This window comes from Sulfuricella sp. (genome assembly GCF_035531155.1).
Taxonomy (GTDB): Bacteria; Pseudomonadota; Gammaproteobacteria; order Burkholderiales; family Sulfuricellaceae; genus Sulfuricella.
This window is the reverse complement of sequence record NZ_DATKTK010000055.1, coordinates 61,765-82,022: the sequence shown is the minus strand read 5'-3', so window position 1 is coordinate 82,022 and position 20,258 is coordinate 61,765. Positions and strand designations below refer to the sequence as shown.

General features: G+C 57.7%; 22 protein-coding genes and 1 pseudogene. 7 read left to right on the top strand and 16 right to left on the bottom strand.

The window, feature by feature from the left end:
* Positions 1-211: 211 nt before the first annotated feature.
* From VMV64_RS11995 to VMV64_RS11985, 3 genes are read right to left on the bottom strand one after another with little or no spacing between them, the layout of a single operon-like run.
* The gene (locus tag VMV64_RS11995) at positions 212-1,348 is read right to left on the bottom strand and encodes an ABC transporter permease (RefSeq protein ID WP_325330604.1); all 1,137 of its coding nucleotides are present in this window, start codon (positions 1,346-1,348) and stop codon (positions 212-214) included.
* A complete protein-coding gene (locus VMV64_RS11990; protein ID WP_325330602.1) occupies positions 1,345-2,355 on the bottom strand; it encodes an ATP-binding cassette domain-containing protein in 1,011 nt (336 codons plus the stop codon). The genes VMV64_RS11995 and VMV64_RS11990 overlap by 4 nt, the downstream gene beginning before the upstream one ends.
* Positions 2,352-3,404, bottom strand: a complete 1,053-nt coding sequence (locus VMV64_RS11985) for an HlyD family secretion protein (RefSeq protein ID WP_325330600.1) — start codon at positions 3,402-3,404, stop codon at positions 2,352-2,354. Before VMV64_RS11985 ends, VMV64_RS11990 begins: the two co-directional genes overlap by 4 nt.
* A 294-nt stretch (positions 3,405-3,698) precedes the next feature.
* Between VMV64_RS11985 and rimO the strand changes: the two genes are divergently transcribed.
* The gene (rimO, locus tag VMV64_RS11980; RefSeq protein ID WP_325330598.1) at positions 3,699-5,012 is read left to right on the top strand and encodes a 30S ribosomal protein S12 methylthiotransferase RimO; all 1,314 of its coding nucleotides are present in this window, start codon (positions 3,699-3,701) and stop codon (positions 5,010-5,012) included.
* A 31-nt stretch (positions 5,013-5,043) separates the two neighbouring features.
* Here rimO and VMV64_RS11975 read toward each other — a convergent pair whose 3' ends face one another.
* Together VMV64_RS11975 and VMV64_RS11970 are read right to left on the bottom strand one after the other, a co-directional pair.
* Positions 5,044-5,499: a catalase gene (locus VMV64_RS11975; RefSeq protein WP_325330596.1), complete on the bottom strand. Its 456-nt coding sequence runs from the start codon at positions 5,497-5,499 to the stop codon at positions 5,044-5,046.
* Entirely contained in the window at positions 5,441-6,055 is a 615-nt protein-coding gene (locus tag VMV64_RS11970; RefSeq protein ID WP_325330594.1) for a catalase, read from the bottom strand. The genes VMV64_RS11975 and VMV64_RS11970 overlap by 59 nt, the downstream gene beginning before the upstream one ends.
* A 290-nt stretch (positions 6,056-6,345) precedes the next feature.
* On the opposite strand from VMV64_RS11970, the gene VMV64_RS11965 reads away from it, so the two are divergent.
* From VMV64_RS11965 to VMV64_RS11955, 3 genes are all read left to right on the top strand, one after another.
* Positions 6,346-7,062, top strand: coding sequence for a YceI family protein (locus VMV64_RS11965; protein ID WP_325330592.1), 717 nt, complete (start codon positions 6,346-6,348; stop codon positions 7,060-7,062).
* Positions 7,063-7,211: 149 nt separating this feature from the next.
* Positions 7,212-7,580 (top strand): MliC family protein, encoded by a 369-nt coding sequence (locus VMV64_RS11960; RefSeq protein WP_325330590.1) that lies wholly within the window; start codon positions 7,212-7,214, stop codon positions 7,578-7,580.
* A 378-nt stretch (positions 7,581-7,958) separates the two neighbouring features.
* Complete coding sequence (locus VMV64_RS11955) at positions 7,959-8,423, top strand: hypothetical protein (protein ID WP_325330588.1); 465 nt, start codon at positions 7,959-7,961, stop codon at positions 8,421-8,423.
* A gap of 6 nt (positions 8,424-8,429) precedes the next feature.
* On the opposite strand, the gene VMV64_RS11950 is transcribed toward VMV64_RS11955, so the two are convergent.
* From VMV64_RS11950 to VMV64_RS11915, 8 genes are all read right to left on the bottom strand, one after another.
* Positions 8,430-8,723 carry a segregation and condensation protein A gene (locus VMV64_RS11950; protein ID WP_325330586.1) on the bottom strand — a complete coding sequence of 98 codons (294 nt, stop codon included), beginning with the start codon at positions 8,721-8,723 and terminating at the stop codon, positions 8,430-8,432.
* A 6-nt stretch (positions 8,724-8,729) separates the two neighbouring features.
* The gene (locus VMV64_RS11945; protein ID WP_325330584.1) at positions 8,730-9,347 is read right to left on the bottom strand and encodes a hypothetical protein; all 618 of its coding nucleotides are present in this window, start codon (positions 9,345-9,347) and stop codon (positions 8,730-8,732) included.
* Positions 9,348-9,399: 52 nt separating this feature from the next.
* Positions 9,400-9,615 (bottom strand): heavy-metal-associated domain-containing protein, encoded by a 216-nt coding sequence (locus VMV64_RS11940; protein WP_325330582.1) that lies wholly within the window; start codon positions 9,613-9,615, stop codon positions 9,400-9,402.
* Between the two features lie 99 nt (positions 9,616-9,714).
* Positions 9,715-12,096, bottom strand: coding sequence for a heavy metal translocating P-type ATPase (locus VMV64_RS11935; protein ID WP_325330580.1), 2,382 nt, complete (start codon positions 12,094-12,096; stop codon positions 9,715-9,717).
* A 55-nt stretch (positions 12,097-12,151) separates the two neighbouring features.
* Positions 12,152-12,835 carry a glycine zipper 2TM domain-containing protein gene (locus VMV64_RS11930; RefSeq protein ID WP_325330578.1) on the bottom strand — a complete coding sequence of 228 codons (684 nt, stop codon included), beginning with the start codon at positions 12,833-12,835 and terminating at the stop codon, positions 12,152-12,154.
* Between the two features lie 191 nt (positions 12,836-13,026).
* Positions 13,027-14,538 (bottom strand): lysine--tRNA ligase, encoded by a 1,512-nt coding sequence (gene lysS / locus VMV64_RS11925; RefSeq protein ID WP_325330576.1) that lies wholly within the window; start codon positions 14,536-14,538, stop codon positions 13,027-13,029.
* A gap of 4 nt (positions 14,539-14,542) precedes the next feature.
* Positions 14,543-15,650 (bottom strand): peptide chain release factor 2 gene (gene prfB, locus VMV64_RS11920; RefSeq protein WP_325330574.1). Its coding sequence is split into 2 segments (ribosomal slippage): positions 14,543-15,568 and positions 15,570-15,650, totalling 1,107 coding nucleotides; the frame shifts between segments, so codons are not numbered across the junction.
* 133 nt (positions 15,651-15,783) lie between these two features.
* Positions 15,784-16,338, bottom strand: a complete 555-nt coding sequence (locus VMV64_RS11915) for a DUF1003 domain-containing protein (protein WP_325330572.1) — start codon at positions 16,336-16,338, stop codon at positions 15,784-15,786.
* A 318-nt stretch (positions 16,339-16,656) separates the two neighbouring features.
* On the opposite strand from VMV64_RS11915, the gene VMV64_RS11910 reads away from it, so the two are divergent.
* On the top strand, positions 16,657-17,031 hold the full coding sequence (locus VMV64_RS11910; RefSeq protein ID WP_325330570.1) for a VOC family protein: 375 nt from the start codon (positions 16,657-16,659) through the stop codon (positions 17,029-17,031).
* A gap of 29 nt (positions 17,032-17,060) precedes the next feature.
* Here the strand turns inward: VMV64_RS11910 and VMV64_RS11905 are convergent, their stop codons facing one another.
* From VMV64_RS11905 to VMV64_RS17415, 3 genes and pseudogenes are all read right to left on the bottom strand, one after another.
* On the bottom strand, positions 17,061-17,915 hold the full coding sequence (locus tag VMV64_RS11905) for a diguanylate cyclase (RefSeq protein ID WP_325330568.1): 855 nt from the start codon (positions 17,913-17,915) through the stop codon (positions 17,061-17,063).
* 102 nt (positions 17,916-18,017) lie between these two features.
* Positions 18,018-18,593: a lipid A deacylase LpxR family protein gene (locus VMV64_RS17420; RefSeq protein ID WP_414718890.1), complete on the bottom strand. Its 576-nt coding sequence runs from the start codon at positions 18,591-18,593 to the stop codon at positions 18,018-18,020.
* A gap of 65 nt (positions 18,594-18,658) precedes the next feature.
* Positions 18,659-19,114: pseudogene (locus tag VMV64_RS17415) on the bottom strand (lipid A-modifier LpxR family protein); the annotation flags it as partial.
* Between the two features lie 238 nt (positions 19,115-19,352).
* Here VMV64_RS17415 and VMV64_RS11895 point away from each other — a divergent pair.
* Both VMV64_RS11895 and VMV64_RS11890 read left to right on the top strand, forming a co-directional pair.
* Complete coding sequence (locus VMV64_RS11895; protein WP_325330564.1) at positions 19,353-19,865, top strand: Spy/CpxP family protein refolding chaperone; 513 nt, start codon at positions 19,353-19,355, stop codon at positions 19,863-19,865.
* A 69-nt stretch (positions 19,866-19,934) separates the two neighbouring features.
* Positions 19,935-20,216, top strand: a complete 282-nt coding sequence (locus VMV64_RS11890) for an SHOCT domain-containing protein (RefSeq protein ID WP_325330562.1) — start codon at positions 19,935-19,937, stop codon at positions 20,214-20,216.
* Positions 20,217-20,258 lie beyond the last annotated feature (42 nt).

Below are 20,258 nucleotides of genomic sequence, written 5' to 3'. Positions count from 1 at the left end.
ATAAGCAAAACTTGATTTTACCGCAGAGGAAGCGGAGGACGCAGTGGAAAACCAAACTTAAGGGTTTTTGTTTTGCTTTCCTCCCGTGTCCTCTGCGGTTAACGCTTTTAACGGATACTTTACGGCTTCCATTCCAAAAGTTGAATAAATCAGCGCTTCCCTTCAGTCGAAAATCGCCTGCTCAGGGCGAACGGATTTAATCAGCGTTTCCCTAGAGTGTTCGCTTGAAGAGTATTATCGCAGCCGTCATCATCACGACCATGAATACAGCAAGAAAGGCAATGTCCTCCAACACAGTGGCGAGCCCCGCGCTCTTGAAGAGCAACGCCTTCAACGCATCTACGGCATAAGCTTCCGGGTTTACCTTGGCAAAGATTTTCAGCCAGCCGGGCAGGCTCGCAGTGGGATAAACAGCACCGCTCGGGAAAAACAATATCACGTTCATGAATCCGCTCAATACCCCGACGATCCTCGGATGGTCAGCCCTTCCGAGCAGGACGAACATCAGGCTCTGCAGGGAGAGGGTGGTGAGGACGATGATGACGAGCAATGATGCAAGCGTCCCTATGCCCTTGGGGAGCGGGAGGCCAGTCATGACGATGCCTACCGCGAGCACCGAAATTGATACTGTGGTCGTAATGGCAAGTCCACTCAATATGAGTCCACCCACGATGTCGGCCTTTGTGAGGGGAGTCAACAGATAGCTTTCCTCGATGCCCAGGAACCGGTCCATGACAACGTTAAACACACCCGTGGTGAGGGTTCCGAGGAAGATGGCCATGACCACCACGCCGGGAACCAGCGACTGGAAATAATCCACGTTGCGGTACAGATTCGTGTCGCGGACATGCATTTCGCCGGCCGTTTCCCGGATGGCGACGTAGCCGGAACGAACCGCAGCCATGGCGCCATTCACGACAGCTCTTATCGTCTCCGAAGATATGCCGTCGGTGTTGTCGAGAAAGAGACCCACTTCGGGCCTTGTCTTGAGATCTATCCGCTTGCTGAAATCGGATGGAATAATGAGCGCCGCTTTGTATTTACCGTTGCGGACACCGGCGACCGCCGCTTTTTCATCCTCGGCGTAGAAAAGGGCCAATGTCGCCGGGCCGGATTCGACGGCGCGGAGGTTGTTCACGAGGTTCCGCGCATGCTCTCCGTAATCGTGGTTGATGATTACGATGGGCAGCGACTGCAGTTTCCCCTGGAACGAATTTCCCATGATCACCAGATAGATGATCGGCATGAGAAAGCTCATGGCGATCACGATCGGATTGCGCATGAATTTCTTGAGATCCCGGTCTATCACTGCGGACAATCTTCGAATCGTCTCCGAGAAGTCGTTCATCTTCCCCACCTCTGAGGCACCCCGGCGCCGACCAGGAGGCTCACTTTCTTCGCCTCTCCTTCTCGAATCGACTTGCCGGTGAAATGGATGAACACATCTTCGAGGGACTGCTCGTGAATGCCCGCGGACAAGACCCTTCCTCCATAAGATCTGATTGCATCCATCAGTGCCGGGAGGCTCGTTGCCCCGTTATCGACATAGACGCGCAATGTCTCGTCCTCCACATGCAGGTTGCGCACGAATGGCAAGGCCTTTACGCAATCGACAAGTGGGTCGGATGGCGCCTCGACCACGAGCGACACGATGTCGCTGCCGGGAATCTCCCTCTTGAGTTGCTCCGGATTTCCGAGAACCACGATCTTGCCATCGTCGATAATGGCAATCCTGCTACACAAGGCGTCTGCCTCCTCCATGTAATGGGTCGTCAGAAAAATAGTCGTCGAGCTTTCCTGTCTGATCTGCCGCAACAGTTCCCACATTACGCGCCTCGATTGCGGGTCCAGACCGCTCGAAGGCTCATCCAGAAAGAGTATTTTTGGCCTGTGCACGAGACCCCTCGCGACTTCAAGCCGCCGTCTCATGCCGCCTGAATAGGTGGCGACGAGTTCGCCGGACCGCGAGCTTAGCCCGACCATTTCCAAGAGGTACCCGATCCGCTCTTTTCTTTCCCGCGCGGGAACCCCGTAGAAGCGTCCGTAGACGTCCATGTTCTCGTAGCCAGTGAGATCCAGATCGCTCGTCATCGCTTGTGAAATCACGCCGATTTGGCGCCTTACGGCAGCGGGGTTTTTTACGATGTCAAAGCCGGCTACTTTGGCGCTGCCGCTGGTAGGGATGATCAGCGTTGTCAGCATCCGCATCAGCGTCGTCTTTCCCGCGCCATTTGGGCCGAGATAGCCGAAGACCTCGCCGTCGGGCATATCGAAGCTCACGTTATCGACCGCAGTGAATGAACCGAATCTCTTTGTCAGTCCTGTCACCTCGACGGCTTTGCTCTCCGCGCTCATTTTTCCGGTCTTTTTTCTATTTCCACGTCCACGGTCATCCCCGGCTTCAGCACCCCGGCAGGATCCTGAAAGGCGACCTTGACCCGGAACGTTTTGATGTCTTGTCTGCCGCGCGTCACGTCCCTTTGGGTTGCGAACTCGGCGTACCGTCCGATCTCCGAAACTTTTCCTTTGAATTGTTTGCTCGGGGAGCCTTCGGTTCCTATCGTCGCCTCGCTACCGAGAGCGATCTTGTCTACCAACATCTCGTCGACGTCCACACGCGCGTAAAGGCTGGCGAGGTCGACCACAGTCAATACCGTCACACCGGGACTGACGGTTTCACCCTTCTCCAATGCCTTGAACACCACGGCCCCGGATATAGGTGCCGTAATTACCGTGTCGGCGAGTTTGGCCTGGTTGTATGCCAGGTTCGCTTGCGACTGCTTGAGTTCCGAATTGGCCAGCTGAAGCTGATTTTGAGTGGTGCTCAATTGCGCGACAGCCGCCTCTCTCTTGAACTGCGCCTCGGCGAGTTTCGACTTTGCGGACGCAAAGTCGGCCGCCGATGCGGCATGTGTCGTTGCGGCAGTGTCGAGCGCATCCTGCGAGATGAATTTCTGCTGAAAGAGTGCCCGCATCCTCGCGAGCTTCCTGTCAGCATCGTCCATCTGGGCCTTGGCTTTCTCCGCGTCTGATCGAACGGCCTTGATCTCGGCGGAAGCGCTCTCGATGCTTGCCCTTGCATATCGTATCGACGATTCCGCCACACCGATATTCGCTTGGGCACGCTCGACCCCCGCCTTCGCCTGCTCGACTGCAGCGGTGAGATCCTCGCTTTCGAGTCGGATAACGATCTGGCCCCTCTGTACGTGGTCTCCTTCGACGCAGCAAATCTCGGAGATCCGGCCGGCAACTTTTGGTGCGAGGTTAACTTCCGGGCCCTCGATGATGCCCGAGGTGCGCACGCTGGGTTCAGGCTGCTCGTATCTGTAGATCGCGTAATAAGCCACACCAGCCAGCAACAGCAGAGTTGCAGCTATGCCTATGCCTCTTGCCCATTTAGGCATGCTGCATGGCCTCCGATAAGATGTCCCGTCTGAACGTCACTTCGAATGGCACTCACTCTAAATGCGCTGCATGTCCGCCGGGGGGCTTATTAAGATACGCTCGGCACCCTTTACACGGACTCAAAGCCGGTTGGAAAATACTAGTATTTTTATTTTTTAGGCTAGCAGTTTCATAGTAGACGGGAAGCAGGGATATTGGAAATATTCTAGCAATATTGGAAATTCCCAGTAGTTCCGAATCAGAGGGGCATAAGTAGTTGTATACTTCACCGTTTTTCATCGAGTTGGTTTTTCATGACTAAACCGAAAAGTATAGGTATGGTATCTTTGGGTTGCCCCAAGGCGCTGGTGGATTCCGAGCAAATCCTCACCCGTTTGCGGGCAGAAGGCTACGCTATTTCGCCCAGTTATGAAGGGGCTGACCTGGTGGTGGTCAACACCTGCGGCTTCATTGACGCTGCCGTGGCCGAGTCGCTCGACGCCATCGGCGAGGCGCTCAAGGAGAATGGCAAGGTGATCGTCACCGGCTGCCTCGGCGCCAAGTCCGGCGTGGTGCTGGAAGCGCATCCCCAGGTACTGGCGGTGACCGGTCCGCACGCCGCGGCAGAGGTGATGGCGGCGATACACCAGCACCTGCCTCAGCCGCATGATCCGTTCGAAAGCCTGATTCCACCCCAAGGCATCAAGCTGACGCCGAAGCATTACGCCTACCTGAAGATTTCCGAGGGCTGCAACCACCGCTGCACTTTCTGCATCATCCCCTCGCTGCGCGGCGACCTGGTCAGCCGGCCCATCGGCGAGGTGATGCAGGAGGCGGAAAACTTGGTGAAGGCCGGCGTCAAGGAACTGCTGGTGATTTCCCAGGACACCAGCGCCTACGGCGTCGATGTCAAATACCGCAGCGGCTTCTGGGGCGGCCGCCCGCTGCGCACCCGAATGACCGAGCTGACCCGCGCACTGGGCGAGCTGGGGGTGTGGGTGAGGCTGCATTACGTCTATCCCTATCCCCATGTGGACGAGGTGATTCCGCTGATGGCGGAAGGCAAGATCCTGCCTTACCTCGACGTGCCTTTCCAGCACGCCAGCCCCAAAATTCTCAAGGCGATGAAACGGCCCGGCGACATCGAAGGCACGCTGGCGCGCGTCCGCGCTTGGCGCGAGGTTTGCCCGGAGATCACGATCCGCAGCACCTTCATCGCCGGCTTTCCGGGCGAGACCGAGGCCGATTTCGAACTGCTGCTGGATTTCCTGCGCGAGGCGGAACTCGACCGCGTCGGCTGTTTCGCCTACTCGCCGGTGGAAGGGGCGACGGCCAACGCGCTGCCCGGCGCGGTGCCGGAAGAGGTGAAACAGGAGCGCGTGGCGCGGCTGATGGAACTGCAGGAAGAAATCAGCGCGGCCAAACTGGAGCGCAAGGTCGGCCAGACCTTCACCGTGCTGGTGGACGAAGTGGATGAGGAGGGCGCCGTCGCCCGCAGTGCGGCGGATGCGCCGGAAATCGACGGCCTGGTCTACATAGAGGAATCAAGCGATTTGAAACCCGGCGATTTCGTCGAAGTGGAAATCACCGATGCCGATGCCCACGATTTGTGGGCACGGCGCAAGTAGATTGTCTTGTATCGAAAAACCGGTGCGACTTTTACAACCCGCCCATCCGCTTGGCGAACGAGACCGCGTATGCGGGTGAGCGGAAGAGAAGAATCGGGTCATTCGTCGGTGCAATGCCGTCCCCCATCACTAAAGGGTCGAAGTTGATCTTTTCGCACTTGCCGCCCTTCTGCGGCATCGCCGAAGAAATCGTCAGGGTTCCAACCTTAACCGACTTGCGGTTTTCGGGCCATGCTATGGTTGGGTTGTCTTCGGTATCGCCTGGTTCACCAAGGGCAATCAGCATGTCCCAACGCACCGGCCCCTGCTTCGTTCGCACAATCAACGCCTGCTCAAGGAAATTCGGCGGCGAGGATTTGAGTTCGCCGTCCGACATTCGTTTTTCCCCGTCCTGTGGAACGAAACGCCAGCGTACAGGCGTGGTCTTGTTATCGCGATTGATGAACTTGCTTGAAGGTGTGAATGCCAAAATAGGCGCTGTTGGCATAACTTCTTGGCGGGTTGTTGTCAGCCAGAAAGGTTGCCTGCGCCAGGTTGTCGGGATGACTGGCCTTGAATGCCTTGATTTTCTCCGGGTCGGGCTTGCCCGTTGCGGGGTCCGGCTTTGTGGCGATCATCATATCGAGAAAGGTTCGTGGCTGCGCCGCGCCGAACACTGGCGTGTTCAGCATCGTCATGTGCTGCAGGCCGCCATCGGGTAGTTTGAACTCCAGGGCCATGCCTCGCGCGCTTTTTGCCGTATCGGGCGCCTTGGGATTGCCGCCGGCCAGGGAGAAACGCGCAATGACGGGCACGGGCCGCCCCGAAAACATCACCGAACGAGAATATGCCGCTGCCTCAGGTGTTCCGACAAACTCACCCAATGCACACACGCCTTTTGTATGGTTGCGCCGTTCTCCCGGCGCCACGCCAAAAGTACTCTCGATGGCCGTCACTACATGGTCGGCCGTCACGATGTCTTCCGCAGCCTTGCAAAGTGGTGCACTGAGGGTCAGTCCCCCGGCTAGTAGCCATACCTGCAAATTGGTTCTGTTGGTACGCATATTCATCCTTTCCCTTCCTGGGGGTGAAAACTGTATTGCGACATTAAACACCGGGGAAACTCTTGACGCTAGTGTTTAACCTATAGACCACCGGTATACCCAATTCAAGGATTTGAATTTTCCAGTCGCTCTTCAGGGGGCGCTTAGGTGGCTGAATGGCTGTTCATGGCCGTAAGCCCCGTCGAACATGGCGTCTGGCGCCTTGTGCAAGGTCTATACTTCGATCTGCGCTGCAATCGCTATAGCGCATCGCGATCAAGGCCAAGAACGCCATCTGTGAGGATGTCAGAGTGAAGCTCAAGATGAGGTACGTACGGGCGGCTGATATCCGCCGGGCCTGCCTTATGGTAGTCCTCGCAGGCTTGGTGGCGGGCTGCGCTCCGCGCATTTCCCCGCAAGCTGCGGTGGAGCAGGCGCCTGCGGACTTTCCCGCGACCTATTACCGGCAAGCAGAAGCACTTGGCCGGAAAGTGTTGCGCGTCGATCCGGACCGTTCGCTCGTGGTTATCGACGTACGCAGCGGTGGACCGCTTGCCCGCTTGGGGCACGATCATGTGGTCGCAAGCCATGACGTGAGAGGCTATGTCGACATGGCCGGTGGTCGAGCGGACCTCTACGTTCCACTTGATCGGCTTGCCGTAGACGAGCCTTGGTTGCGCTCGGAAGCTGGGCTCACGCAACTTTCGAAGGAGGCTGTCGAAAGCACGCGGCACAATATGCTGGAGAAAGTCATCGATTCCAGGCGCTTCCCCTTTGCACTCATTCTCGTAACCCGCGCAGTTGCCGATCGGTCGAAGTTGATCGTCACGATCACGCTCCATGGCACGATGCATGCCTTTGAGATTCCGGCGCAGATCGAAACCCTTCCGGGCGGGATCGTAATTAGCGGATTTATGATGTTCAATCAAACCGATTTTGGGATCATTCCCTTCTCGGTTCTGGGCGGGGCGCTTCAAGTGCGGGACCGTTTGGATTTGCGCTTCAGAATTCTCGCTAAAGGTCATTGACTTCCCGTCACCAGAGAAAATTTATTGGGGACTGTTTATTCTGCGGGAAAATGAAGTATCCAGCCAGCACAACCTTACCGTCCGCCATCGAGCATAATCCACTATTGAGTATGGTAACATCGGCATCTCCGAAACAAGGGCTCACGCACATGGATAATAAATTCGTCCGTTTGGCATTGCCGGTGCTTACCGGCCTATCCTTTCTTTTGTCCGGTTGCGGTGGCGTCAATCTTTGGCCGTTCAGCGGGGAAAAGAATCAGGATCGGCTTCGAACTCCGTCCAATGCGACGGAATACCAGTGTACTGGCGGCAAACGTTTCTATTTGCGCTATCTCGATAACGGCGACGCGGCGTGGATTATCTTCCCCGAGCGCGAGTTTCGTCTCGACAAGGTTACTTCCACCACAGGCACGCGCTACAGCAACGGCATTGCCATACTCGATATCAATGGCAACGAGGCAACGCTGGCTGACGGTCCTGCGATCTCTTTCGACGGGTGCAAGGCGGTGGGCAAGTAGCGAATACTAGTGTAGTGCTTTTGAATTATTGCTGCTTATGCGCTGAGCCTTGTAGGTCAGGCTTTAGCCCGACATGTCGGTCTGAAGATCGACCTACAACACCCGCTACCAGTTCCAAACAGAATGAAGCACTACACTAAGTTGAAATGACGGCAGGGCTGCAACGGTCACCCGCGTCGAGCAGGATCAGGCAATCTTCCAGCAGGTATTCGACCGATTTGAGGCTGCCCCCTTGAAAAGCAGGGTTCGGAGAGCGGGTTGTTAGCGGGACGGTGCGCGTCCGCCCTGGTTTATTCATCCATCCGATACGCCCTGACTCAAATGATTTGAAATTGGTTTGTTATGGTTAACCAGGGTGTGATTGTAACGGCGGGGCGAATGGCCAATAAATTTTTTATTCTTCTGTGGGGCTTGTTGGGAGCAGTGCCGGCAATCTCGGTCGCGGCGCCCACCACTTTCGAGCCGGTGATCGGCAGCGCATTGCTGTGCAACGACCAGATCGATCCCGTTTACTTCAAGGATTACCTGATCCGTTTCTACAAGTACCCTTACAAGACCGAAGGTGAGGCCTACTGGTTCAAGCCGGACCCGGCGCAGAGGCTCTATGATCTGGAGTTGACAGACATTTACGTCAGCACGGAAAGCAGCCGTTACGCCTTTATGGGCGTGATATTCAAGGAAAAACTCGACACGGCCAGGAAGAAGATGCTGGAGAACAGGGGGGTCAGCTATCACCCGTTTTCGGGCGACACTGTGCTACGGTCGGCACAGGGCAGCTTCCTGATCGACTTCGACAAGACCAAAACCAAGCTGTACTGTGTGAAACACCGCGTAACCCAGTGAAGCGGCTTATTCCTTTGGTTTAATGCTCTTCAGGCTGGACCGGGTGATCGGCACGACCTTGGCTTTCTTCGGGTCGTCGCTGAAGTGCGGCCTTTCCTCGGCGATGCCGGCCTCTTTGGCCAACTCCATTTCCCTTGCCGAAATCAGCGCGAAGCAGGCCTTGATGTCTTCGATGGTCTGCTGGGACAGGGCATGGTGCATGCCGGGTTGTGGCGTGGTGTCCTTGACGACACTCGCCAGCACTTTGCGCATTACGCGCAGGACGCGCTGTTCCATTGAGGTTTCATTGTTGCTGGTCATTGCTGTTCATCCTTTTTTCGTTGTTGGAAGCACCTTCAGGAATTCATCGAACTCGCCCATGGAGATTTCCTCCACTTGCATATCGTGCACTGCCAAGTGCGGCGAAATGTGAAAAACACTGTCCTGTTCCAGGGGTTCCCCCACGGTTTTTGCCTGTTTCAGTAAAGCGGCACGCTCCTGTTCTGTAGCCGGGTTCTGATTCTGGTCCTGCGGATAGTGCGGCTGCTCGTCGAATTCATAATCGGCCTGTTCCGGCCCTGGGATTTCGCTGTAGTCAGTTTTGAAGCGCCAGAATACTGCAGGCACCTCGATTGATAAGTTGTCCCGAATAAACTTCCTGATTTGAATCTCGATAATATTGGAGAAACGCAGTTTCTTTTGCGGTGCGACCTGAATCAATACCACTGCTTGCTCGTCATAGGCAATGGTATAGACCTTGAAATTCTCTATGCCTCGAACCTCAAGGAAATGGTAAGCAGCCTGGTTAATAACCTGGAGCTTGTCCCGGCTGATGGTGGCGGCTTCCTTTTCCTTTTTGAGGAACGGAAAAAAAGCCCCGACTGCCATCACGGGGGAAAAGCCTTGGGTGGGATCGAACAGAGGAGCAAAGTCGAATGGGTTCATTTTAGGACATTAAATCGCACGGCACTCATGATGAAGAATACGGTGCAAATTTTCAACAATTACCGACAACTTCATAGCCGGCATCCTGGATCGCGGCCTTGAACTGGTCGATGCCAGCCTTGGCGGCGTCATAGCTGATCGCAACCTGGCCGTTGTCCAGGGCGATGTCCACGCCGGCGACGCCGGGGATCGGTTCCAGCACGTTCTTGACGCTCTTTACGCAGCCCATGCAGGTCATGCCTTTGACGGTGAGGGTGATTTTTTCCACTTCATTTACTCCTTCTGTAAAAGCCTTTGCCACAGAGAACACAGTAGGCGCAAAGAAAAATCATGGAGATCATCTCTCTGTAACGCTGTGGCAAAAAAATTAGCTTCCCGATTTCCAGCGCTTCAGCAGCAGCGAGTTGCTCACCACCGACACCGAGCTCATCGCCATCGCCGCACCTGCGATCACCGGATTCAACATGCCCAGCGCTGCCAGCGGAATGCCTAGTACATTGTAGATGAAAGCGAAGAACAGGTTCTGGCGAATTTTTTTCAGGGTGGCGCGGGAGAGGTCAATCGCGTCGGCCACGCTCGTCAGGTCGTTGCGCATCAGCGTGATGTCGGCGGTTTCGATGGCAATATCCGTACCGCTGCCGACGGCGAAACTCACATCCGCCGCAGCCAGTGCCGGTGCATCGTTGATGCCATCGCCGGCCATGCCGACCACTTTGCCCTGGGCTTTGAGCTTCTGGATTTCTGCTGCCTTGCCCTGCGGCAGGACTTCTGCGAGATGGCGATCGACTCCAGCCTGCGCGGCGATGGCGCGGGCGGTGGCGGCATTGTCGCCGGTGAGCATGACGACCTCGATGCCCATACCTTTTAATCGTGCTACGGCGCTGGCCGAGGTTGCACGCAGGGTATCTGCGATAGCGAGATAGCCGACGATATCTTGCTCGTTGCTGAGGGCAACCACAGTTTTGCCTTGTTGCTGTAGACGAGCGACAGTGGCCTCGCTGGTTATTCTCCCCTGAGCTATGAGGAAGGCGGGGGAGCCTAGCAAGTAGAGCCGCCCGTCGATCTCGCCCTGCACGCCCTTGCCGGTCACGGCGGCGAATCCGGTGATGGCTCCCGGCGTAATTCCCGCCCCGGCGGCGCGGTCGGTTACCGCCTTCGCCAGGGGATGCTCCGATCCCTGTTCCAGGGTGGCGGCGAGGCGGAGTACTTCTTCAACACTGGTGTTTCCTGCCGGAATGATGTCGGTGACCACGGGGCGGCCTTCGGTCAGGGTGCCGGTTTTGTCCACGACCAGAATGCGGATTTTCTCTGCTTGTTCCAGCGCTCCAGCGTTCCTGATCAGGATGCCCGCTTTCGCACCGTTTCCTGTGCCCACCATGATCGCGGTGGGGGTGGCAAGTCCCAAGGCGCAGGGGCAGGCGATGACCAGCACTGCCACGGCGTTGATCAGCGCTGCGGTGAATTCGCCGGAGAGGCTCCACCACAGGCCGAAGGTAAACAGGCTGATGACCACCACAACCGGCACGAAAACGCCGGAAATGACGTCCGCCAGGCGTTGGATCGGCGCCTTGGAGCCCTGTGCCTGTTCCACCAGGCGGATGATTCCGGCCAGCACGGTATGGGCGCCCACGCCGGTGGCTCGGCACTTCAGCATGCCTTCCTGATTCTGTGTGGCGGCGAATACTTTCGCGCCCATATCCTTGGCGACCGGCAGGCTTTCGCCGGTGAGCATGGCTTCCACCACGCTGGAGCGGCCTTCGATCACCTCGCCGTCGACCGGGATGTTCTCGCCGGAGCGGACGACGAACACATCGTCGACCTTGAGGCTGGCGGCATCGACCTCGATGATTTCGCCATCGCGCTCGATTCGAGCGGTTTTCGGCTGGAGTTTGACGAGTTCCTCGATCGCCGCCGAGGTGCCCGCCTTGGCGCGCGCCTCCAGTAGCTTGCCCATCAGCACCAGGGTGATGACGGCAGCACCGGCCTCGAAATACACGTGCTGATCCAGGCCGAACAGGGTGACAACGGCGCTGAGGAGGTACGCCATGCTGGTGCCGAGTGCCACCAGCACGTCCATGTTTGCGCCGCCGCCGCGCAAGGCGTGCCAGGCACCAACGTAGAAGCGTTTGCCCGCCCAGAACTGCACCGGCGTGGCGAGCAGCCATTGCAGCCAGCGCGGCAGAATATCTTCGTGGTAACCGAGAAACATCACGCTCATCTGGGCCACCAGCGGTAGCGTAAGCACTGCGGCAATCCAGAATACGCGCAGTTCTTTCCGGTACGCGGCGGCACGCCGCTGCTTTTCCTCCGCGCGGCGGGTGCCGATCGATTCGTGAGCGCCGTAGCCGGCCTTGGCCACTGCGGCGACCAGCGTTTCCAGCGTGGCCGCGCCCGGTGCGACGCGTATTCGGGCCTTTTCCGTGGCGAAATTGACCGTGGCGCTGACGCCGTCGATCTTGTTCAGCACCTTTTCGATCCGAGCGGCGCAGGCGGCGCAGGTCATGCCTTCCAACTCCAGCACCAGCTCTTGATCCGGCACGGAAAACCCGGTTTTCTGGATGGTTTTCACCAGTTCGGCGGGCGAGGCCAGCGCTGGGTCGAATTCGATGCGGGTTTTTTCGCTGGCGAGATTGACCGCGGCTTTTACGCCGGGAAGTTTGTTGAGGTTCTTTTCGAGGCGCGCCGAGCAGGCGGCGCAGGTCATGCCGACGATCGGAAATTCAATATGCTGGGGGAAGGGGGCGGACATTTCAATTGGATTCTACCCTATCCAATAAATTCCGCCGCGCCTCTCTGATGAGAAATCAGTTGCCCACCAATGCGCCATCGATGATCTTCACCTTTTCGCCGATGGCAAATGCCGGTTCGGCTTCCTGCACCATGGTGCGGTGGCTGCCATTATCCATGCGTACGGTGATTTCGTAGTGCTTGGTGGTTTTGACCTTCTTCTCGATCTGGTGGCCGGCATAGCCGCCGCCAACAGCGCCGGCGATAGTGGCGATATCCTTTCCGGTGCCTCCGCCGACCTGGTGTCCCAGTAGCCCACCCACTACGCCGCCTGCAATCGCACCCAGGCCGCTGCCTTCGCCAGCCTGCTCGACAGTGCGGATGGCGGTAATGACGCCGCAGTTGCCGCAGACGTTCACGGGGGCTTTATTCTCGGCCATTTCAGAGCGTTGGGCCGAAGTGGATTTTGCTGCGGGTTTTTTAGCAACGGTTTTAGCGGCGGGTTTGGCGGCAGGCTCTGGTTGTGACACAGCCGCTTTGTCCTCCGCGATTGGCTTGGTCTCAGGGCTGGTCGTTGGCTGAGTCGGAGATGCGGCCATTCCCGCAGTCTGGCTGGTCGCAGTCACGGCGGGAACTTCGGGCATTGATCCCCGGCCTGGAATCAGGCCGGTCATGGCGCCGACCCCTACGATGCTGGCGATGATCACCGCGATGGATGCGGCGATGACGAAGGGACTGGTTTTGCTGGTGGGTTCTGACATGACGAAATTCTCCGGGTAGTAGTAAATATCAGTGCGCCGACTATTTATGAATAGTCGAATGGGTGTCGACAAGCAAGCAGCTTTATTGGCGCTGTAAGGAGATAACGTTTGTTAGCGATGCCTGGCTATTAAATGTCGGTAATAAAAAGGGCGCCCAGAAGGACGCCCTGATAGCCTGTTGCGACTTAAAATCAGTCTTCCGGCCGCATCTGCGGGAACAGGATGACGTCGCGGATGCTCGGGCTGTCGGTCAGCAGCATGACCAGGCGGTCGATGCCGATGCCCTCGCCGGCGGTGGGCGGCAGGCCGAATTCCAGGGCGCGGATGTAGTCGGCGTCGTAGTGCATCGCCTCGGCGTCGCCCGCCTCCTTCTGGCGCACCTGCGCCATGAAGCGCTCTGCCTGGTCTTCCGGATCGTTCAGCTCGGAGAAGCCGTTGGCGATCTCGCGACCGACGATGAACAGTTCGAAGCGTTCGGTGATGCCGGGGGCGGCATCATTGCTGCGCGCCAGTGGCGAGACTTCGGCCGGATAGTCGATGATGAAGGTCGGCTGGATCAGCAGTTGCTCGGTGGTCTCCTCGAACAGGCTCAATTGCAGCCCGCCGACGCCATCGGTGGGGTGATGGTCGGCGCCCATTTTCTCCAACTGCGCCTTGAGGAAGGCGCGGTCATGGAGCTGCTCGTCGCTGAAGCGCCCCGGATGGTACTTGTGGATCGACTGGGTGATGGTGAGGCGGTCGAAGGGCTGGGCCAGGTTGATGGTATGGCCCTGATAGGGCACCACGGCGTGGCCGAGCACCGCCTTGGCCGTCTCGCGGAACATTTGCTCGGTCAGGTCCATCATGTAGCGATAATCCCGGTACGCCTCGTAGAACTCGATCATGGTGAATTCGGGATTGTGGCGGGTGGAGAGGCCCTCGTTTCTGAAGTTGCGGTTGATCTCGAACACCTTCTCGAAACCGCCCACCACCAGCCGCTTGAGGTAAAGCTCCGGCGCGATGCGCAGGAACAGTTCCATGTCCAGCGCGTTATGGTGGGTGGTGAAGGGCTTGGCCGAGGCGCCGCCGGGGATGGGGTGCATCATCGGTGTTTCTACTTCCAGATAGCCGCGCTCCACCAGGAAGTTGCGGATCGTCTGGATGATTTTCGAGCGCACCAGAAAGGTCTTGCGGGTTTCCTCGTTGGTGATCAGGTCGAGGTAGCGCTGGCGGTATTTCGCTTCCTGGTCGGTGAGGCCGTGGAATTTCTCCGGCAGCGGACGCAGGGATTTGGTCAGCAGGCGCAGTTCGGATACGCGCACCGACAACTCGCCCTTGTTGGTCTTGAACAGGGTGCCTTTGGCGGCGATGATGTCGCCCATGTCCCAGTGCTTGAAAGCCTCGTGGGTGGCGGCGCTGACGCCTTCATCGTTGATGTAGAACTGGATGCGGCCGCTCATGTCCTGCACCGTGGCGAAGCTGGCCTTGCCCATCACGCGCTTGAGCATCATGCGGCCGGCGACGGCGACGCTGACGTTTTCCGCTTCCAGCGCTTCTTTGTCCTTGTCGCCATGAGTAGCCAGCAATTCACCCGCCGTATCCGTGCGGTCAAAGTCGTTGGGGAAGGCGACGCCTTGCTCGCGCAGCTTCTTCAGCTTGTCGCGGCGCTCGGCGATGAGCTGGTTTTCATCCTGGGGGAGGGATGCGTTTTCTTGTTCATTCATTTGGTCAAACTCCCTGTTTCAAACTGGCGCTGATGAAGTCGTCGAGGAGGTCGCCGTCGAGCACGCCCTGGGTGTTGCCGACCTCGTAATTGGTGCGCAAATCCTTGATGCGCGACTGGTCCAGCACATAGGAGCGGATCTGGTGGCCCCAGCCGATATCGGTCTTGGTGTCCTCCATCGCCTGCTTTTCCTCGTTGCGCTTGCGCAGTTCCAGCTCGTAGAGGCGCGCCTTCAGCATGGACATGGCTTCGGCGCGGTTCTTGTGCTGCGAGCGGTCGTTCTGGCACTGCACCACGACGTTGGTCGGCAGGTGGGTGATGCGGATCGCCGAGTCGGTCTTGTTGATGTGCTGGCCGCCCGCGCCAGATGCGCGGAAGGTGTCGATGCGCAGGTCGGACGGGTTGATTTCGACCTCGATGGAATCGTCCACCTCGGGGTAGACGAACACGCTGGAGAACGAGGTGTGGCGGCGGTTGCCGGAGTCGAACGGGGATTTGCGCACGAGGCGGTGGACGCCGGTTTCGGTGCGCAGGTAGCCGAAAGCGTAGTCGCCGCTGATTTTGAGTGTAGCGCTTTTGAGTCCTGCCACCTCGCCTGCGGATTCCTCCAGGATTTCCACCTTGAAGCCCTTGCGCTCGCAGTAGCGCACGTACATCCGCATCAGCATCGAGGCCCAGTCCTGCGCCTCGGTGCCGCCGGAGCCGGACTGGATGTCGATGAAGCAGTTGTTGGGGTCCATCGGGTGGGAGAACATGCGGCGGAATTCCATTTCCGCCACGGTTTTCTCCAGCGCTTCCGCGTCCGCCGCGACGCTCTCGAGCGTGGCGTCGTCGCCTTCTTCCTTCGCCATCTCGAACAGGTCGGCGCTGTCGCGCAGGCTCTGGTCGAGCTTCGTCAGCGTCTCGACGATCCCTTCCAGGACGCGCCGCTCCTTGCCCAGTTCCTGGGCGCGCTTGGCGTCATCCCAGACCGCCGGGTTTTCCAGCAGCTGGACGACTTCAGTCAGGCGCTCCTGTTTGGTATCGTAGTCAAAGATACCTCCGCAGGTCGGTGGCCCGTACGGAAAGGTTTTCGAGCCGGTTGGCGATGGCGTTGAGTTGTTCGGCTTCCATGATGATCGTTGCTCGTGGGTCAAAACCGGCAATTATACATGGGAGGCGAGGCGAGGGGCTATGGGTGAGAGAGGATGGGGGCTGTTAGGGGTGGAAACGTTCTGAAGTGGACATTCAATGTGTCCAAGCTAACCTATACGATTTTCTTCTCTATCAAATCCCCCAGTAACTCTAGCTGTTCCTTCTGGATTGCCAATAGTTCGCCCCACTGGCCTTCTCTCAACAAGTCCACTTTCTCGTGTAGCAGCATGATTTCGAGTTCGGCCTTCAGATTGACTTCATAATCATGTTCCGCATTGAGCCGGTCTTTTTCTGCCTGCCTGTTTTGCGACATCAAGATTATGGGTGCCTGAATGGCTGCCAGCATTGAGAGAAACAGGTTGAGTAAAATATAAGGGTAGGCATCAAAACTCTTGTCGTACTTAACAAGGATGTACGAATTCAAACTAATCCAGACGACCAGGATTGCAGCAAAGATAGTTATGAATGTCCAGGAGCCCCCGAAAGTCGCAACCGCATCCGCTGCTTGCTGACCCATAGTTGTCTTTGCATCAAATTCCTTTGCAGTGTTTCTTGCAATGTGCTTTCGTTCAGCAACATGACGTGCAACCTTCTTGGTGCGCTCGTCTAATGATTCATAGGGCACGCCAAGAAGTCTCTCTGCAATGTCTTCAGGCTTTTTCATCATGTTTCGATATGTCTCGTAGTGATCACGTTTTCGGGGTGGGTCTGGCAGTTATTCATACGACATATTTGTCCGGACTGTCTTGATAATACGGACACACAATATGTCTTGTTAACCTTTTGATGTCATGCAGGTTATCCGATTCCCACATGGCATACAAGGCAAATCATGTGGCAGTTCAATAAACAGGGAAACAAACCTTAGTTTCACTATGGTTACAGGCACTCCCGCTCCGTCAGCCTGATTTTTATTCTGAACTATACTCAGGCTCAGGGAGCGCAGATATTTGGACAACCTGTTTCGATTGACGGAGGTGCAGCCATGGCTAACCCATTTGTACATATTGAACTGCAAACCAAGGACCTTGCCAGGTCCAAGGATTTTTATTCCAAGCTCTTTGACTGGAAGCTGATCGACGAGCCTATGGCGGGTGGCGGCACCTATACGATGATCAACGTGGGCGAGGGCACCGGAGGGGGGATGTTTACGAACCCCGATCCGGCGGTGCCGCCTGGCTGGCTGGCCTATGTGGCTGTGGACGATATTGCGGCTTCCACCAAAAAGGCGCGCGAGCTTGGAGCCACGGTGGTGCGGGATGCCACGGAAGTGGGCGGTTACGGCTGGTTCAGCGTGATTGTCGACCCTGCCGGTGCGGCCATTGCGCTTTGGAAGCCCAAGCAGGATATGGCAAAGTAATTCGGGGCCAGCCGCCCGTCATTTTTTCGTCAATACACTTCTTGCCGGATGGCGTTCTTGCCGCCCTGCTTGACGAGGTACATCAGCGCGTCGGCCCTCTCGATCAGCTGGTCGAGGCTTTCGGGCGTGGTGTGGAAGGTGGCGACGCCGATGCTGAAGGTGACCGGCCAGCCGTGCTTTTCCATGGCCTCTATCAGGCGGGCACGCAGTTCGGCGGCAAAAATCGCGGCGGCCTTTTCGCCGGTTTCCGGTAGCAGCACGACGAACTCGTCGCCGCCCAGCCGCCCGCAGATGTCGGTGGTGCGCAGGCGGGAATGGAGAACCTTCGCGACGGTTTTCAGCAGGCGGTCGCCTTCGTCATGACCCTTGGTATCGTTGACGGCCTTGAAGTTGTCGAGGTCGATGAACAGGGCGGTGAAAGGGCGGTTGTAGCGCCGGGAACGTTCCGCCTCGATCTCGCCCATCTCGTAGAAGGCGCGCCTGTTGGCGAGGCCGGTGAGGGTGTCCTTCCGCGCCATTTCGTGCTCACGGTCGAGTGCGATGCGCAGGCGGCTGGCTATCAGGACCACGATCAGGAGCACGCTGAGGCGGACAAAGTCGTTGAACAGTTCCGCCCAGAAGGGATTGCCGCGCCGCATGCTCAAATCCGCCACCAGCCAGCCGATCACGCTGAGCAGGCTGAACAGGTTGCCTGCCTTTCCGCCCCCGAACCAACTCACGATGATGACCGGCAGCAGGAAGAACATGTAGATCTGGTAGTGCTGGCCAAGTTGGTAATGCACCCAGATCGCGCCGAGGACGGCGGCCAGGGTGCAGACATACAATGCTGCCCGGCCCCAGGGGCCGGGTTTCCATCTGATGATGCGAAAGATGTCTATGCTCATCGCAACCCTTTTGCCGCCGGCTTTTATTGCACCGGGCAAGATTTCAAGAATCCAGTCAATTCAATAATAAAGCCGCCTATCTCATTTATGGAACATTACCCCTCAATACTCAAGGCTGAGCGTGATTGAGCCGAAGACGTGCGCGTTTTCCTGGGTTTCGAATTCCTTGCTGCGGACGTAGCGCGCATAGGTGATTTTCCCGCCCTGCCATTGCCAGGCGATGCCGCTGGCGAGGTCGCCCACGAAGTGTTTTTTATCGACTCTGTGGCTGTCGGAGAAGGTGTTGCCGTCGAGGAAAATATCATGGGCGACGGCGCGGACATCGGCTGAGATAAAGGCGTGCAGCCCGCCATCGGCAAAACGGCGGGCGACCGGACCTTCAAGCGGGGCGTTGCTGTCGCCGGCGGGGCGTATCGGCGAGGTGCCGAAATCGTTCGGGATGCGGTTGCCGGCGCGCAGCTCCAGGCCGGTGTTGAGGTAGGTGCGGATATTGCCGAGGCTGGCGCCGTAATGAGTGATGGCGTCGAACTGCAGGCCCGGCCTGCTTTCGTTCCAGACTCTGTTCTTGCGCTCGGCGACAAGCTGGAAACCGAGTTCGTTGTTGAGCTGGTTGCTCCAGCCCTTGAAACTGGGGATGCCGCGCAGGTCGTGGACGAAGTTCTGGGTTTGCCGCGCCAGTGTGCGGCCGGTCCGACCACGCCGAGGTTGACCTCGACGGTGTCCATTCGCAGTGCATCGCGGGCGTTGTAGCCGAGCCCCAGGTAGAGCCAGCCGGCATAAGGGCGGTCGCCGGGAATGAGGTCGGTATGGCTGGGGTCGCGCGGGGTGAACATCGACTGCCCGGCCGTGACCACCATGTTGCGCGAGGTGTATTTGCCCGGATGCAGGTTTTCGAAGAGCCGGTTCAGCTGCCTGATCCAGCGCGGCAGGCAGGGGTCGCGGGTGTAGTCCTTGAGGTTGGCCGAGACCCAGGAAAACTTCACGCCATTGGTGTAACCGCTGTCGGTGCCGTTGAACAGATCGTTTTCGAAGTAGAAGTTGTAGAGCTCGGGGTGCCGTGCGAGCGCCGTGATGTCGGGCGGATTGTCCGCACACAGGCTGGGCTCGTCGTTCCCGGCCAGCACCGGGTATGGCGCCAGTGCCAGAAGAATGGCCTGAAAGCTGACCGGGAGTCTGGAAAGCCACGAAATGGGTGTCATGGATTGCCCTGAAAACCTCATATTCTACCGCATGGGTTGGAAGAGCCTGTTGCATGCCGGGCTGCTTTCTTGCTGACATGCTGATCTTGACTATACTGAAAATTCGTTCCTGCGATCAGGAAGCAGCCGGATATTGCAGTAAGGCGCCGGGTTTCAACGTATCGTGCCGGGCGGTTAAGCGGGGCGCAAGTGTTTTTGCGAATCCCCTTCCGGGCAATAATCATTGAGGAGACACGAAATGAAGATGAACAAGCTGACTGTATGGTTGATGACGGGTTTGATCTCGCTTGCGTCGTTCGTCGCCGTCGCGGACGACAAAGGGAAATGGCAGGGTGGCTGCCCGGATTGGGGCTCCGGCATGATGGGGCCGGGCATGATGGGGCCAGACATGATGGGCCACGGATATGGAATGAGAGGTCCGGGAATGATGCGGGGCTATGGGCCAATGTGGCTGCCCGACCTGAAAGAGGATCAGCAGAAGAAAATCTCCGCAATTTACGAAGAGTCGCACAAAAAGCGCTGGGATCTGATGACCAAGATGCAGGGCGAGTATGCCACGCTACGCGGACTTTACGCCGCGGACAAGCGCGATCCGGCGGCCATCGGAAACCAGTACAAGCAAATCAGCGACCTGCGCCGCCAGATGGTGGAATTGTCGGTTGACGCCAGCAACCGCATGGAGGCGGTGCTCACCAAGGAGCAGAAGGAAAGGCTGCGGAGTTACGGTCCGGGCTGGATGATGGATGAATGAGGAAATGGGCTGGCTGTAGGCTGGCCGGCTCGACCAAACCCAGGCACTTGCAAATTCAGGAGCAGAGAAATGGGCGGACAAGGTTACGGATACGGATATGGCCCCGGTATGATGGACCATTTCGGCTGGTGGGGATACCACGGCTTCGGCTGGGCCTTCATGATTCTGTGGTGGGGTTTGATCATTGCCGGGGTGTTCTTTCTGCTGCGCTGGCTGTTTCTATTGGCTTCAAAAGGCAGCGCTAGGGAGCCGCGCGTGGACAAGGCCGTGGAATTGCTGCGGCAGCGTTATGCGCGCAGCGAAATCGGCAAAGAGGAATATGAGGAGAAACTCAAGGACCTGCAACGCTGACTCCGATCAGGCCTGGAAGCCGGTTTTTTGGCGGGGTGCGTG